Here is a 16,239-nt window from a genome sequence, read left to right as displayed (position 1 = left end):
TTATGATAAATCGTTTAGACACTGTTTTTTGAGCATATTTTGATGAATATATTAAAAAAGACTCATCATTGATTTTTAAAAAAATTAATAATGATTTAAAAGAAAAAATAAATGAAATATATGATGTTACTTATTATTCTTTATTTCAATTTCAATTGTGAAAAAACGAATCATTAATAAATATAGAACCTGAAAAATTTAGTGAAATATCAAATTACATCATTTCAAATTATAATGAATTATTCATTTTTACATTTCAAGATAAAAAAATTGAATCAAAATTTAAAGAAATTGATGAAACCCAAAAAATTTTTATTAAACAAGTTATTGAAGAATTTGTTTTGAATCATATTATAAAAACATCTTTTAACAGTTCTGATGATATCAGTCAAAATTATTATTGAAACTTTGCTAATTTATGTGCTTTAACAAGTAAATTTGAATATGATATAAACTTTAAAAATGAAAAAGAAAACAAATACTATTATTCTATAGTTTATCCTTTTTTAGTAACAATGCTTATGATTGACGTACTTAAACCATCAGATATGGTTGATAAAATAAAAAAAGTATTTAATAGAAAAAACATTTCTGAAGCATATAAAAAAGGAAGAGAGCTTACTTCTGAAGAAAAAGAATGATTAGAGCCAACTATTCAATTTTTAAAAAATGAAGATGAATTAAATGCATTTATTTTAAATTTTAAAAAGGATAATTGAGAAAAAATAGATGTAAAACAGAAATTTAAAATAATTCATGAACTTTCTAAAATAACAACAATATTCTTAAGAGACAATTTAAAAAACATTTCTGTCATTTCTGAAGGTGATGATGTATATGAAGCAATATATACCTATTTACCCCTATTTTTAAGCTCGAATAAAGAACAAGGCAAAATCAACATAAAAACATTTGAAGGACCCCTAAAAAACGTACATAGCATATCACCAATTAATCAAAAAGACTTTAACCCTATTTGAACATTGAAACATTCAAAGAAATTCAAAGAATTCAAAAAAATTAAATTTAGGTCTGAAAAATTGTTTGATTTCATAGCTAGAGTTAGATATTCAACATATTACATGGAAATTATAAATAAGACAAAAAGAAATAATGGTGTGCTTGGAGACTGTTTAATATCATTCAAAAAAGTAGGAATAGTACAAACTATGCATTTTTACAATCAAATTGAAGAAAAATTTGACTTTAATTATAAAAATGTGAAGTTTAAATCAATAAATTTAGATGCAAAAAATTTCTCTAAGATGCTTAATAAAGTTGATAGATTTGAGGAAATAGCAGATTATAATTCTCAAATGTCTATTATGTTAAAAATTATTTCTTTAACAATTACAATTGATCCAAAAGCACCAAAAGCTTTTGATTATTCATGAGAAAATCTAATTAAATATTACGTTATTGCTTTTGGACCTTATAAAAAAAGCATGATGTCTTTTACTAACAAAGACCTTGAACTGATTGAATTCAAAATAAACAAATTATTAACTCAATATAAAAAATTACAACAAAAGGATAAAGTTGTAGATTCAATTGGCGTTTTATACAAACTCCACCATTTTAAATAGAAAAAAAATAAAATCAATAGCAAATATTAAGATTTTTAAGAAATAAAAAATTAATATTAATTTACAACTGAATATAAAAGAAACTTATACAGGGTAGCATAATGGGCTACTGACCCCGCCTTCAAACCTATTTGGAGACTATAAGTGAAAAACCACTCTTTAATTATTAAAGTTTCTTTTTATGTCCAAAAGACAAGAAGAAACTTTTTTATTTAGTTGAATTTATAATAAGAGAAAAAGAAAGGATATTATATGGCAAAAATAAAAAACCAATATTACAACGAGTCTGTTTCGCCAATTGAATATGCGCAACAAGGATTTAAAGGAAAAATGCGTTCAGTAAACTGAAACGTAGTAAATGATGAAAAAGATTTAGAGGTATGAAATAGAATTACACAAAACTTCTGATTGCCTGAAAAAATTCCAGTTTCAAATGATTTAACTTCATGAAGAACTTTGACACCAGAATGACAAGAATTAATTACAAGAACTTTTACAGGATTAACATTGTTAGATACAATTCAAGCTACTGTTGGTGATGTGGCTCAAGTTCCTAACTCATTAACTGACCATGAACAAGTAATTTACACAAACTTTGCATTTATGGTTGCAGTTCACGCTAGATCATATGGTTCAATCTTTTCAACTTTATGTTCAAGTGAACAAATTGAAGAGGCTCATGAATGAGTTATCAATACAGAAACATTACAAGAAAGAGCTAAAGCATTAATTCCTTATTATGTGAATGATGACCCTTTAAAGTCAAAAGTTGCAGCTGCTTTAATGCCAGGCTTCTTATTATATGGAGGCTTCTATTTACCATTTTACCTATCAGCTAGAGGTAAATTACCAAACACTTCAGATATTATTAGATTAATATTAAGAGATAAAGTTATACATAACTACTATAGTGGTTATAAATATCAAAAGAAAGTTGCTAAACTTTCTCCAGAAAAACAAGCTGAAATGAAAGAATTTGTTTTTAAATTATTATATGAATTAATAGATTTAGAAAAAGCTTATTTGAAAGAATTGTATGAGGATTTTGGATTAGCTGATGATGCTATTAGATTTAGTGTTTACAACGCAGGTAAATTTTTACAAAATTTAGGTTATGATTCACCGTTTACAGAAGAAGAAACAAGAATTGAGCCAGAAATATTCACACAATTATCAGCTAGAGCTGATGAAAACCATGATTTCTTTTCAGGGAATGGCTCATCATATATTATGGGAGTTTCAGAAGAAACTGAAGATGACGATTGGGAGTTTTAATATATGCACGATGATATTAAGTTAGTTTCAGGTGAAGAAATTGTTAAGCCTACAGGAGAAGTGCATGTAGTTTACTTCTCATCAATTTCAAATAACACACATAGATTTATTCAAAAACTAAGTGTTAAGAATTCAAGAATACCTTACGAATTAGAAGAAGAAATTAATGTTGATTCTGATTACGTATTAATCACACCAACATATAGTGGTGGTGGTGAATTTACTTCGGGAGCAGTTCCAAAACAAGTAATTAAATTTTTAAACAAGGAAAATAATAGAAATTATTGTAGAGGTGTAATCGCATCAGGTAATACTAACTTTGGTAATACTTTTGCGATGGCAGGACCAATTCTTTCAAAAAAACTTAATGTTCCATTGTTGTATCAATTTGAATTATTAGGAACTCAAAACGATGTAGAAAAAATCAATGAAATATTGAAAGAATTTTGAGGGAAATAAAAATGGAAGATAAAAAAATAAATACATTATCTGGAACAGATGAAAGTGACGAATATGTTACTTTAAATGCCAGAGCTAAAATATTAGCTGCTGGATCAGATAACTTCAAATTAGATGTTGATGCTGCTAAAGCTTATTTAAAACATCATGTTGAACCTAGATTAGTAAAATTTGGTTCAGTTAAAGAAAGAATAGAATACCTAGTTTCTAATGGATACTACGAAGAAGAACTTATAAATAAATATACAATAGAACAAATTGAAGAAATTACTGATATTGCTTATGGATTTCACCGTGAATTCCCAAGTTTTATGGGAGCTATGAAATTTTACAATTCATATGGTTTAAAAACTTTTGATGGACAAAAATATTTAGAAAATTTTGAGGATAGAGCAGTAATGAATGCTTTATTCTTAGGAAATGGTAATTTTGAATCTGCAACAAAAACATTAAGACAATTAATGCTGGGTAGATTTCAACCAGCTACACCTACATTCTTAAATGCAGGTAAAAAACAACGTGGTGAATATGTTTCTTGTTACTTATTAAGAGTAGAAGACAACATGGAATCAATTTGTCGTGCTGTTACAACATCACTACAATTATCAAAACGTGGTGGTGGAGTTGCTTTATGTTTAACTAATCTACGTGAATTAGGCGCACCAATAAAACAAATCGCTAACCAAGCAACTGGTGTTATCCCAGTTATGAAAATATTAGAAGATTCATTCTCATATGCAAATCAATTAGGTCAAAGACAAGGTGCTGGAGCTGTTTATTTAAATGCTCACCACCCAGATGTTATGTCATTCTTAGATACTAAAAGAGAAAATGCTGATGAAAAAATCCGTATTAAATCATTATCACTAGGATTAGTTATTCCAGATATTACTTTTGAATTAGCTCAAAAAAATGAAGAAATGGCTTTATTTAGTCCTTATGATGTTGAAAGAGAATATGGAAAAGCAATGTCAGATATTTCAATTACTCAAGAGTATCAAAATCTAGTTAAAAACCCTAATATTAAAAAAACTTATATTAATGCGAGAAAATTCTTTTTAACTGTTGCTGAATTACACTTTGAAAGTGGTTACCCATACATCTTATTTGATGATACAGTAAACAACAATAATGCTCACGCAGCAACTGGAAGAATTGTTATGAGTAACTTATGTAGTGAAATTGCACAAGTTTCAACACCAAGTACATTTAACGATGATTTAAGTTTCAAAAGCATGGGAGACGATATCTGTTGTAATTTAGGAAGTCTTAACATTGCTAAAGTAATGGAAAGTGGAGCTGAATTTGCAGAAGTTATTGAACACTCAATTAATGCTTTAGATCTAGTTTCAAGAACAAGTGATTTAAGTAGTGCTCCTTCAATTCAACAAGGAAACAAAAAAAATCATGCTGTAGGATTAGGTGCTATGAACTTACATGGTTTCTTAGCTACAAACTTCATTTGATATAACTCAATTGAAGCGGTTGATTTTACAAACATGTTCTTCTATGCAATGGCATATAACGCATTTAAAGCATCTCACAAATTAGCTTTACAATATGGCACATTTGATGGATTTGAAACATCACAATTTGCTGATGGAAGTTGATTTAACAAATATACTAAATGCGCAGAAGATAAATGAACTCCTGAAACTCAAAGAGTTAGAGAATTATTTGCTCAATATAATGTAACTATTCCAACTCAAAAAGATTGAATTGAATTAGTTGAACTAATTAAAAAAGATGGAATTGCTAACTCACATTTAATGGCTGTTGCTCCTACAGGATCAATTAGTTACTTATCTTCATGTACTCCAAGTTTACAACCAGTTGTAGCACCAATTGAAGTACGTAAAGAAGGAAAATTAGGAAGAATTTATGTTCCAGCATACAACATTAATTTTGATAACATGGCTTACTATGCTTTAGGAGCATATGAAGTTGGACCAATGCCAATTATTGATATTGTTGCAGCAGCTCAACAACACGTTGATCAAGCTATATCATTAACATTATTTATGACAGACCAAGTTACAACTCGTGACTTAAACAAAGCATACATTCATGCATTTAAGAAAAAATGTGCATCAATCTACTACGTACGTGTAAGACAAGAAGTATTAGAAGATAGTGAAAACTATGAATGCGACGCATGTGTAATTTAATAAAAAACTAAGTGGTTATTAGCCACTTTTTTTGTTTGCATTTTATCCAACTTATAATTATAGGTTTTTACTTTTAACAACTTATTGTAGGATAAGTTAGACTTATAATAAGTTTAGAATAATTTCTAAAATGTTGAAAAGAAATAGAAATTATTATTATTTGAAAGGTGAAAAAATGAAACATGCAAAAATAAACAGCCACTTTTACGACGAATGTAAAAAAGTAAGAGAAGCTGTCGGTGGAATAAAAAACATCGAGTTAATTAATAGATGTTCAACAAGAATCAGAATCAAAGTTATTGACATAACAAAATTAAATTTGAATAAACTTGAAGGTTCTAAAATTTTTGTTAAAACATTATTAAAAGATGACTTTGTTCAATTGATTGTTAACGAGAATATTGATGAAGTTTTCTTAAATTTATTAAAATCGCTAAAAATTTCATATGAAGAGATTCCTAACGATTTTGAAGTAAGAGTTAATAAAGAGGGGAACTTTTTTAAAGTAGTAACTGATGGAATTTCTGTTATTGTAAAACCTCTTATACCTCTTTTGATAACAATGGCCATAGTAGCTACATTATCAAATGTATTTAATGGTATAGATTTTGGATCAGGAACTTTATCAGAAACTGGTCAATTTGCAAAAGCAGTTGGGGAAATGTTTGATATTTTACAAAAAGCATTAAACTTAGCTTTCTCAATAATGATTCCTTGATCAATTTTTAAACTTATGAAAGGTAGTCAAGCAATTGGTATATCAATTGGTATTGTATTATGTTTTCATGGTTTGATAAGCACAAATGACATTATGAGTGGAGAATATGGTGGCATATTTAAATGATTTGGAGATGCATCATTCCTTGAATCAGGATATCCTTGAAAAATATCATATGTTGGTCAAATACTTCCTATAGTTGCGATGAGTTTTATTGCAGTCTATATTGAAAGATTTGCAAACAAATTTGATATACCTGTATTTAAAGAAATGGTTGCAATACCAATGATTACAATTTCTACATTCTTTATTGGTATTTTATTGGTAGGTCCATTAGGCTTATTATTAACATATGGAATGAATGAAGGTGTGGTTTGAGCAACTACAGATAATGTTGCTAAATATATATTTAATCCAATTTTAGGATTAGCCTTACCTTGGTTAGTTATTACCGGATTAATTCAAGTTTTGGTAGTTATTAACTTACAACAGTTTACTACATTTGGTGGAACAACAATGATGCCGATGTTTACACAATTAAATATTGCAGTAGCAACTTCAATCTTAGCTGTAACAATTATAAATAGACATAATAAAGAATTAAAAAGAACAGCAATACCTTCATATTCATTAGCATATGTAAGTGGATCGACTGAACCAGCATTATTTGGTGTAGGATTAAAATTTGTTTATCCAGTTATTGCAGCAAGTATTGGTGCAACTGTTGGTATTATAATAACAACATTCGCTGGAGTGATTTGTACAAATGGTAATGCTTCATTGTTAGTATTTTTATCAATTACAACTAAACCTGAAATATTAGATAAATTTAACATACACACAATAGCTGGTGGGCCATACTTATGAATGGCAATAGCTATTGTGGCAACATTTATAACAACTTTCTTTGCAACAATTGGTTTATCAAAAATTAAAGTTTTCAAAGAAATGAATGCAAAAGTTTTAGAAAGAGATTTTTCGGTGAATTAACATGAAATTAAATAAAGAAACAATATTAAATTTAATAACAGAACATAATCAAGATGATATTAAAAAAGCAAATGAATTAGTAGCAAGTGATAAATATTATAGACCAACATATCATATAGCACCTCCAAATGGATTATTGAATGATCCAAATGGATTAGTTTATATAGATGGAGAACATTATATTCATTATCAATGATCACCACTTCAACCATATCATGGGATGAAACATTGACGTTTAGTTAAAACTAAAGATTTTGTTAATTATGATGATTTAGGTGTATCAGTAATACCAACAGAAGAATTCGAAAGAACAGGAGCATTTTCTGGATCAGCATTTAAAGAAAAAGACGGAGTAAAAATTTACTACACAGGTAATATTGAAGAAAATGGCGAAATGATTGAAGAAGTGCAAATCAAAGCAGACTTCATTGATGAAAAAATTGTAAATAAAAGAGTTGTTGTAGAGCACGATAAAAATCTTTTCACACCTCACGTAAGAGATCCAAAAATATTTGAATATGAAAATAACAAATATATGATTTTTGGTGCTCAGTGTAAAGCTGATATGCTTGGTGGGTTAGTTTTCTACAAAACTGATGATATGGAAAAATATACTTTTGATAGAATACTAAAACCATCATTAGACCAAACCTATGGATACATGTGAGAATGCCCTAATTTAGATTATCTAGAAGGAAAAATGCTATTTATGCAATCATCAGAAGGGTGATTTAATGAAGAAAATCCTTATGAACTAAATAGCTCAAGAAATGTTGTTTATACTCAAATAGATAAATTAGATTTTGAAAACAATAAATTGAATGAAAAATCAATTTTAAAAACAATGGATTTCGGACATGATTTTTATGCACCGCAAACTTATTGAGTTGATAAAAAACTTTTAATGATAGGTTGATTAGGTGCGGTTGATGTTCAATATCCAACAGATGAATACTCATGACACTCAATGTTAACAATACCAAGAGAACTAAGCTGATCAAAAGAAATTTTAGTTCAAAAACCTTACTCAGAATTCAAAAAAAATGTTTTAACTAAAACAACTAAAAAAGCATTTAAAGAATTAAGTGTAAATAAAGCAATACATTTAGAGTTTGATTTAAGCGATAATTTAGACATTAAAATTCTTAACGAAAAAAATGAATTTATAGAAATAAAATTTACTGATAAAGAAATAATTTTAGATAGAACAAATCAAACTGCAAAAGTTGATTGAAATTTTGAAACACCAAGAAAAGCATTAAGAAAATTCAAAAATCAAAAAGTTGAAATATTTATTGATTCATCATCAATTGAAATATTTGCGGATAATTATGAAACAATTTTTACTTCAAGATTTTTTGTAAAAAACTTTAATAAAATTCAATTAAATAAAGAACATGAAATGTTACTATCTGATATTAAAGAAATGAAATTAAAATAATAAATAATTAAGCAACTTTTAGGTTGCTTTTTATAATAAAAATTTTAATTTCTTTAATTACAAGCAACTGTGCTATAATATATAAATGACTTGTGATTTAAAATGCTAATTTTTTGATCCTGAGTATAGAAAAAGGATAGAAAATGACATTTAAAGAATTACAATTAAGCGACAAAGTATTAGTCGCACTGGAAAAAGCTAATTTTAACGAAGCTACAGAAATTCAAGCTAGAGCAATACCACTTTTCCTAGAAGGAAAAAACATTTTTGGTAAATCAAGCACTGGTACAGGTAAAACAGCATCATTTGTATTACCAATCTTAGAAAAAATAGAACCAAACAAAAGAAGAGTTCAAGCCGTTATAATGGCACCAACAAGAGAATTAGCAATGCAAATTGTTAACCAAATTAGAATATTTGGATCAAGAATAGAAAATCTAGTAATAGCACCATTAATCGGTGGAGCTGATATGCGAGATCAAATTAAAAGACTGAAAGACTCACAAATAGTTGTGGGAACTCCAGGAAGGGTTAATGACCACTTAAATAGAAAAACCTTAAAATTAGATGATGTTAGAACAATCATTTTAGATGAAGCTGATGAAATGCTAAAAATGGGATTTAAAAACGAAATTGATGCTTTATTTGAAAGAGTTTCACCAGATGTTCAAATTGGTTTATTTTCAGCTACAACATCACCAAAAGTAATGCAAATTGCTAATGATTATATGAATGAATATGACGTTATTGAAATTGAAAATCAAATAGAAGTTAATGCTAATATTACAAATACTTTTATTTTCACAAAAGGTTTTAGCAAAGAAGATTTAATTGTTAAAGTATTTAAAAAACACAAACCTAAAAGAGCTATAGTGTTTTCAAACACAAAAAATCATACAGATAAAATTGCAGATAATTTAGAAGCAGCAGGAATTAGAGCTATAGTTATTAATGGTGATAAAAGACAATCACAAAGATCAAGAGCTATTGCAAAATTTAGAAACAATGAAATATCAGTTTTAGTTGCAACTGATGTTGTTGCTCGTGGAATTGATATTACAGGTGTTGACTACGTAATTAACTATGATGTATCAATGGAAGACGAACATTTTGTTCATAGAATTGGTAGAACAGGAAGAAATAATACAAAAGGTGATTCAATTACTTTTGTACAAAATCAAAATGTTTTAAGACAAATAAAAGGAATAGAAAAAAACTTTAATTTAATTATTGATGAAATGCAAATTTCTGAATATGGTGAAGTAGACAAGCAAGAAGGAAGAGGGAACTCAAATAGAAGTTCACGTGGAGATAGAAGAGATTCAGGTCGTGGAGATAGAAGAGATTCAAATCGTGGAGATAGAAGAGATTCAGGTCGCAATGAAAGAAGAGATTCAAATCGTGGTCGTGATGACAGAAGAAATGCTGGACACAATGATAGAAGAGACTTTGCTCATGGCGAAAGAAAAAGAACAAGTGAAAGACTAGATAGCAGAAGTAGCGCTTGAACTTCTCAATCATGAGAAGAAAGAATGCTATCTTTATCACCAGAAGAAAAAGAATTTGCTAAAAAAGCTTTATCTTTAGTTGATGATTATTCAGTGAATGAAAATCAAGATAGCAATCAAAATGTTTTTGAAAGAAATGACAGAAGAGATTCAGGTCGAGGAGACAGAAGAAGTTCAGGTCGTGGTCGTGGAGACAGAAGTGGTTCAAACCGTGGCCGTGATGACAGAAGAAGTTCAGGTCGTGGTCGCGATGACAGAAGAGATTCAAACCGTGGTCGTGATGAAAGAAGAAACTCAAACCGTGGTCGTGATGACAGAAGAACAGATGGTCAAGAAAGAGATAATAAAAAATTTGAAGGTACTAGACATTCTTCATGAGATGTTAAAACTGATTATTCTAAACAAGATTCAGGCCGTTGAGAAAGAGTTACAGGAAAAGAAAAAAGACCAGATTCATTTAATAAAAAAGACGGGTTTAATTCAAATAATGAAAGAGACGAAAGAAGAAACAGAAGAAGTTCTGGTCGTGGAGAATGAGTTCATTCAGGTCCAAGAGAAAACAAGGGATCAGGAACACGTAACAGAAGAAATTCTTCTTCAAATAGTTCTTCAAGAAAACCAAAAAATAAATGATAATAATTTAAATAAAACAACTACTTATTTACAGTAGTTTTTTTATTTAATAATAAAAATTTATGAAATTATTTTTCATTAGATTAATATTTATGATATATTTATATATGTAATTATTAATTGCCCATGTAGCTCAGTTGGATAGAGCACGCGCCTTCTAAGCGTGAGGTCGGAAGTTCGAGCCTTCTCGTGGGCACCACTCGAAAACATCAATCATGCTATAAAAGGCATGATTTTTTAATAGAAAGAGGTTTTATGAATTTTTATGATGAACTAATTATCGAATTAAAAGAACTTGTTCTGAAAAACGATTTTGAAACTGCTTTATTAAAAATAAATCAAGAATTATCAATGCCATATGTACCTTCAGATATTGAAGAACAACTTTTGGAGTTTAAAACTCAGATTTTTGAGCAAATTTCAAAAAAAGCAAATAGTAATAATAATTTAAATGCTGAATATATTTTGCAATTACTTAAATCAAGTGATAGAGAACAACAAGCATTTGGTATTAATTTTTTAAACAAAATTAATTTAAGAGATAAGTTAAATGACGTTTCTGAATTACTTACTTTAGAAAAAATTGATAACTCAATTAAAACTTTGATCTTATTTACTTTAAAAGAACAAGAAATAAATAAAAGTTTTGATGTTTTATATAGTGGTGTCCAACAATCTTGAAATCCAATTGAAATAGATTTTGAAAATAATTTTAAATTTATAACTGAAATAGATGAAGTTATTTCTAAAAGTATAGAAAATGAAAACCCAGGAATAGCACATGATGCTAAAATGTTGAATATAAATTTTTATTTAAATAATTTAGACAAATTTAATAACTCATTCTTAAATGAAAAAGCTGCTGCATTTATTTTAATTGCTATAGAAATGTTAGAAGAAAAAAAAGAAATGTCTTATATTAAACAATGATTTAATTTTGATGAAGATAAAGCTCATGAAATATTAAAGGAGATTAAAGGTTATGAACAATAAGATAAACTTTAATAAAGATAATTATGTCGAGTTTAATGATTTTAATGATGTAATGATACAAGCTTTTGGTATTGGATGTTCTCTTTGCTATGAACCACAAATTAGTTTTGTTTTGAAAGATCATCCAAAACCAATTGGGAGTTTAATTAAAGAACAAGGAAAAAACCTAACAGATAGTGAAGTTGAAAAATTAGTTGAAAAACCTATCCAAGAATGACAAAAATTCGAGGATATTAATTTTGATAATCAAGAACCAACATTCTTATGTGATGAATGTTGAAATCAAATGATTTGATAAAGTAGAAAGAAAGGAGCTGGAAAATATGAAATTTATTGATACAGCTAAGTTTACTATTAAAGCCGGTAATGGAGGGAATGGAGCAGTTAGTTTTCATACTGCGCTTTTCGTACCTAATGGTGGTCCAAACGGTGGAGATGGTGGAAATGGTGGAAGTGTAATATTTGAAGCTGATGGTGGAAAACATTCTCTTTTAGATTTAAAACTTCAAAAACAACTTAGTGCACAAGATGGATTTAAAGGTGATATAAAAAATATGCATGGTGCTCAAGGTAAAGATCTTATCGTTCGAGTTCCCGTGGGTACATTGATTATAGAAAATAAAACTGGAACAATTTTAGCTGACATGGATGAAGATAAAAAACAAGTCTTAGTTGCTAAAGGTGGAAAAGGTGGAAAAGGGAACGCAAGATTTGCAAACTCAAGAAATAAAGCTCCAACCATATTTGAAGCTGGTGAAATAGGACAATTTTATGAAGTTAAAGCTGAATTAAAAGTTTTAGCTGATGTAGGTTTTGTTGGATTGCCCAATGCTGGTAAATCAACTTTACTTAGAGCAATTTCAAATTCAAAACCTGAAGTTGCTGACTATGCTTTTACAACTTTAAATCCTCAATTAGGAGTTTCAAGAGCTAAAGATGGTTCAACATTTGTTGTTGCAGATTTACCAGGTTTAATTGAAGGAGCTAGTTTAGGAAAAGGATTAGGTCATCAATTTTTAAAACATATTGAAAGATGTAGAGTTATATGCCATGTTTTAGATATGAGTGGAAATTATGGTCAAGAAGATGTAATCAAAAACTATGAATTAATAAGAAGTGAATTAGTAAAATATAATTATAAACTGGATGAAAGACCAGAAATAATTGTTGCTAATAAAATGGATACAGATGAAGCACAATTAAATATGATGGAAGAAGACATAAAAAAATATTTCAAAGATAAAAAAGTTGTTTTTGTATCAGGATTATTAAAAGATAATGTTGATGAATTATTATTAAAAATCGCAAAAGAACTTGAAACTGCTAAATATGTTCCACTATGAGAAATGGAACAAGATATTTATGAAGGTATCAAAGTTTATAGATTAGAAGAAGACGAAGAAGATATTCAAATAATTAATAAAGGTAATGGTAGATGAGAAGTTGCCGGAGATACAATTTACAAAATTTATCAAAAGTTCCCAATTACAACAGATGATAACTTATTATTATTTAATGAAAAACTTAAAAAATCTGGTGTTTATGACATGTTAAGAGAACGTGGAGTTGGAGCTGGAGATATTGTAAAAGTATTTGAATATGAACTTGAGTGAATGGATTAATTTGTAAAGGAGTAATATTATGGAATTAAAAGAATATTTAGATTATTTAGTTGAATTTATTAAAGAAACAGTTAAAAAAGCTAATGCAAAAGGTGTAGTTATTGGAATAAGTGGTGGAATTGATTCTGCAGTTGTTGCTTGTTTAGCTAAAAAGGCCTTTCCTAACGATTACACTGCTGTTTGAATGCCGATTGAATCAAGTGATGAAGATTACAAATGTAAACAAGAGTTGATTGATCAATGTGGTATTAAAGCAATTGATGTAGAATTAAAAGAAACTTTTTTATCTTTTAAAAAAGCTATTAAAGATTCAACAACACCTGAACATAAATTGGCTATTGCAAATGCAAAAGCACGTTTAAGAATGACAACACTTTATACTGTTGCTCAAACAAATTCATATTTAGTTCTGGGAACTGACAATCTTGATGAGTGACATATTGGTTACTTTACTAAATTCGGTGATGGTGGAGTTGATATGGTTCCATTAGTACATTTATTAAAAAGAGAAGTTAGAGAAGCAGCGAGAATATTAGGCGTACCAACTTCAATTATAAATCGTGCACCAACAGCAAGTTTATGAGAAGACCAAACTGATGAGAGTGAGTTAGGTATTACTTATGATCAAATAGATGCTTATTTAGCTGGTGAAATTAATGATGAAAATGTAAAATCAAGAGTTGATCATTTACATAAAATTAGTGAACATAAAAGAAATGGTGCTGTTGCACCAAAAGAATTTAAAAGAAAATAAATACAAGGAGAAATTAACATGAAAAAAGTAATTATGAGAGGTGCTGAAATTTTATTTACAGCCGAATCTGACAATCAACAAGTTTTAGATCAAATGCTTTACGACTTTTGTGTAGGCAATAATATTCCTGTTGACTCAGTTGTTTTCAAAGAAATTTAATGATGGTTTACCATCATTTTTTATTTTTAATATAATAATATTTTCCATTTTTTAATATTTTTAATATAAAAAATAGCAATTAAATATTATAATTATATATGTTATGAAATAACTTACATAGGAGAAAAAAGTATGAGTAAACAATTTAAAGGTATTGGAGCTAGTGAAGGTATTGCTGTAGCAAAAGCTTTAGTTCTAGCAGAAGACCATATAGAAATTAAAAAAACAAAAGTTTCTGATATTGAAGCAGAAGTTTCAAAATTAGAAAATGCAGTTAATAAATCAATCGAAGATTTAGAGAATTTAAAAGCTACTACACTTGAAAAATTAGGTCCAGAAAAAGCAGCTATTTTTGATGCACATAAAGAAATTGCATCTGACCCAGCTATTAAAGATGAAATTATAAATGTTATTAAATCTGAATCAATTTGTGCTGAGTTTGCGGCAGAACAAGTAACTAATAACTTTTATGAAATGTTTGCCTCAATGGATGATCCATATTTTAAAGAAAGAAGTGCAGACATTAAAGATGTAGCTTCAAGAATTATTAAACACATTTTAGGAATTGCTATTGTTGACCTATCAACAATAAGCGAAGAAGTTATTATTGTTGCTGAAGATTTAACACCTTCACAAACTGCTCAATTAAATAAACAATTTGTTAAAGGTTTTGCAACTAATATTGGTGGAAGAACTTCTCATGCTGCTATTATGGCAAGAAGTTTAGAAATTCCTGCAGTTTTAGGTTTAAGAACAATAACAAGTGATGTTAAAAATGGAGAAGTTTTTGCATTAAACGGAACAACAGGTATTGTTGAATTAGATTTAACAGATACAATTAAATCAGAATATGAAAAATTAGCAAAAGAATTTTCTGATTTAAAAGCTGAATTACAAAAATTTAAAGACTTACCTTCAAAAACAGCTGATGGACAAGAAAAATTAATTGAAGCAAATATTGGTTCTCCAACTGATGTTGAATCTGTTATTGAACATGGTGGAGAAGGAATTGGATTATTCCGTTCAGAATTCTTATACATGGACAATGACCACTTCCCAACTGAAGAAGAACAATATATAGCTTACAAACAAGTTATGGATGCAATGAAAGGTAAATTAGTTGTTATCCGTACATTAGATATCGGTGGAGATAAAAAATTATCATACTTTGAATTCCCACATGAAATGAACCCATTCTTAGGATATAGAGCTGTTCGTTTTACATTAGACAGAAAAGATATTTTTAAAGATCAATTAAGAGCTTTATTAAGAGCTAGTGCTCATGGTGAATTAGGAATTATGTTCCCAATGATTGCAACTGTTGATGAATTCAAGCGTGCTAAAGCAATCGTAGAAGAATGTAAGGAAGAATTAAGAAAAGAAAATATTGCATTTGACGAAAATGTTCAAGTTGGAATGATGGTTGAAATTCCTGCCGCTGCTGTTAACGCAGATAAATTTAGTAAATATGCTGATTTCTTCTCAATCGGAACAAATGATTTAATTCAATATTCAATGGCTGCTGACCGTATGAGCGAAAATGTTTCATATCTTTACCAACCTTTAAATCCAGCAATATTAAAATTAATTGATTTAACAATTAAAGGTGCACACAAAAATAATAAATGAGTTGGTATGTGTGGAGAAATGGCTGGAGATATTCAAGCTTTACCATTACTTTTAGGAATGGGATTAGATGCATTTTCAATGAGTGCAACTTCAATGTTAAGAGCAAGAGCTTTAATGAGTAAAATTACTATGGCTGAAGCAGAAGAATTAGCTAACAAAGCATTATCTTCAGATGATACTCCTGAAGTTATTGAATTAGTTGATGCATTCTTAGCAACTAAATAATATTTGAGAATAACGAGATTAAGATCGTTATTTTTATTTTTAAAATAAATAAATAGTATAATAATATAATAAAGAAAGA

General features: G+C 28.5%; 13 protein-coding genes and 1 tRNA gene. All 14 read left to right on the top strand.

Annotated elements, in window-relative coordinates; translation table 4 throughout:
• Positions 1-2 precede the first annotated feature (2 nt).
• Positions 3-1,586, top strand: coding sequence for a hypothetical protein (locus MFL_RS02860; RefSeq protein ID WP_011183429.1), 1,584 nt, complete (start codon positions 3-5; stop codon positions 1,584-1,586).
• Between the two features lie 252 nt (positions 1,587-1,838).
• On the top strand, positions 1,839-2,861 hold the full coding sequence (nrdF, locus tag MFL_RS02855) for a class 1b ribonucleoside-diphosphate reductase subunit beta (RefSeq protein ID WP_011183428.1): 1,023 nt from the start codon (positions 1,839-1,841) through the stop codon (positions 2,859-2,861).
• Between the two features lie 3 nt (positions 2,862-2,864).
• Positions 2,865-3,320, top strand: a complete 456-nt coding sequence (gene nrdI, locus MFL_RS02850; protein WP_011183427.1) for a class Ib ribonucleoside-diphosphate reductase assembly flavoprotein NrdI — start codon at positions 2,865-2,867, stop codon at positions 3,318-3,320.
• Between the two features lie 2 nt (positions 3,321-3,322).
• Positions 3,323-5,488, top strand: coding sequence for a class 1b ribonucleoside-diphosphate reductase subunit alpha (gene nrdE, locus MFL_RS02845; protein WP_011183426.1), 2,166 nt, complete (start codon positions 3,323-3,325; stop codon positions 5,486-5,488).
• A gap of 175 nt (positions 5,489-5,663) precedes the next feature.
• Positions 5,664-7,196, top strand: a complete 1,533-nt coding sequence (locus MFL_RS02840) for a PTS transporter subunit EIIB (RefSeq protein WP_011183425.1) — start codon at positions 5,664-5,666, stop codon at positions 7,194-7,196.
• A 1-nt stretch (position 7,197) separates the two neighbouring features.
• Complete coding sequence (locus MFL_RS02835; protein ID WP_011183424.1) at positions 7,198-8,637, top strand: glycoside hydrolase family 32 protein; 1,440 nt, start codon at positions 7,198-7,200, stop codon at positions 8,635-8,637.
• A 143-nt stretch (positions 8,638-8,780) separates the two neighbouring features.
• Complete coding sequence (locus MFL_RS02830) at positions 8,781-10,781, top strand: DEAD/DEAH box helicase (protein ID WP_011183423.1); 2,001 nt, start codon at positions 8,781-8,783, stop codon at positions 10,779-10,781.
• Positions 10,782-10,900: 119 nt separating this feature from the next.
• Positions 10,901-10,977: transfer RNA gene (locus tag MFL_RS02825), tRNA-Arg, on the top strand.
• 56 nt (positions 10,978-11,033) lie between these two features.
• Entirely contained in the window at positions 11,034-11,771 is a 738-nt protein-coding gene (locus tag MFL_RS02820; RefSeq protein ID WP_011183422.1) for a DUF3196 family protein, read from the top strand.
• A complete protein-coding gene (locus MFL_RS02815; RefSeq protein ID WP_011183421.1) occupies positions 11,761-12,069 on the top strand; it encodes a hypothetical protein in 309 nt (102 codons plus the stop codon). Before MFL_RS02820 ends, MFL_RS02815 begins: the two co-directional genes overlap by 11 nt.
• A gap of 25 nt (positions 12,070-12,094) precedes the next feature.
• Positions 12,095-13,393, top strand: coding sequence for a GTPase ObgE (gene obgE, locus MFL_RS02810; RefSeq protein ID WP_011183420.1), 1,299 nt, complete (start codon positions 12,095-12,097; stop codon positions 13,391-13,393).
• 19 nt (positions 13,394-13,412) lie between these two features.
• The gene (nadE, locus tag MFL_RS02805) at positions 13,413-14,147 is read left to right on the top strand and encodes an NAD(+) synthase (RefSeq protein ID WP_011183419.1); all 735 of its coding nucleotides are present in this window, start codon (positions 13,413-13,415) and stop codon (positions 14,145-14,147) included.
• Between the two features lie 18 nt (positions 14,148-14,165).
• Positions 14,166-14,306 carry a hypothetical protein gene (locus MFL_RS02800; protein ID WP_011183418.1) on the top strand — a complete coding sequence of 47 codons (141 nt, stop codon included), beginning with the start codon at positions 14,166-14,168 and terminating at the stop codon, positions 14,304-14,306.
• A 132-nt stretch (positions 14,307-14,438) separates the two neighbouring features.
• Complete coding sequence (gene ptsP, locus MFL_RS02795) at positions 14,439-16,160, top strand: phosphoenolpyruvate--protein phosphotransferase (protein WP_011183417.1); 1,722 nt, start codon at positions 14,439-14,441, stop codon at positions 16,158-16,160.
• Positions 16,161-16,239: the final 79 nt, after the last annotated feature.

It is taken from the genome of Mesoplasma florum L1, assembly GCF_000008305.1.
Classification (GTDB): Bacteria; Bacillota_I; Bacilli_A; order Mycoplasmatales; family Mycoplasmataceae; genus Mesoplasma; species Mesoplasma florum.
This window is presented reverse-complemented; position numbering and strand designations above follow the sequence as displayed.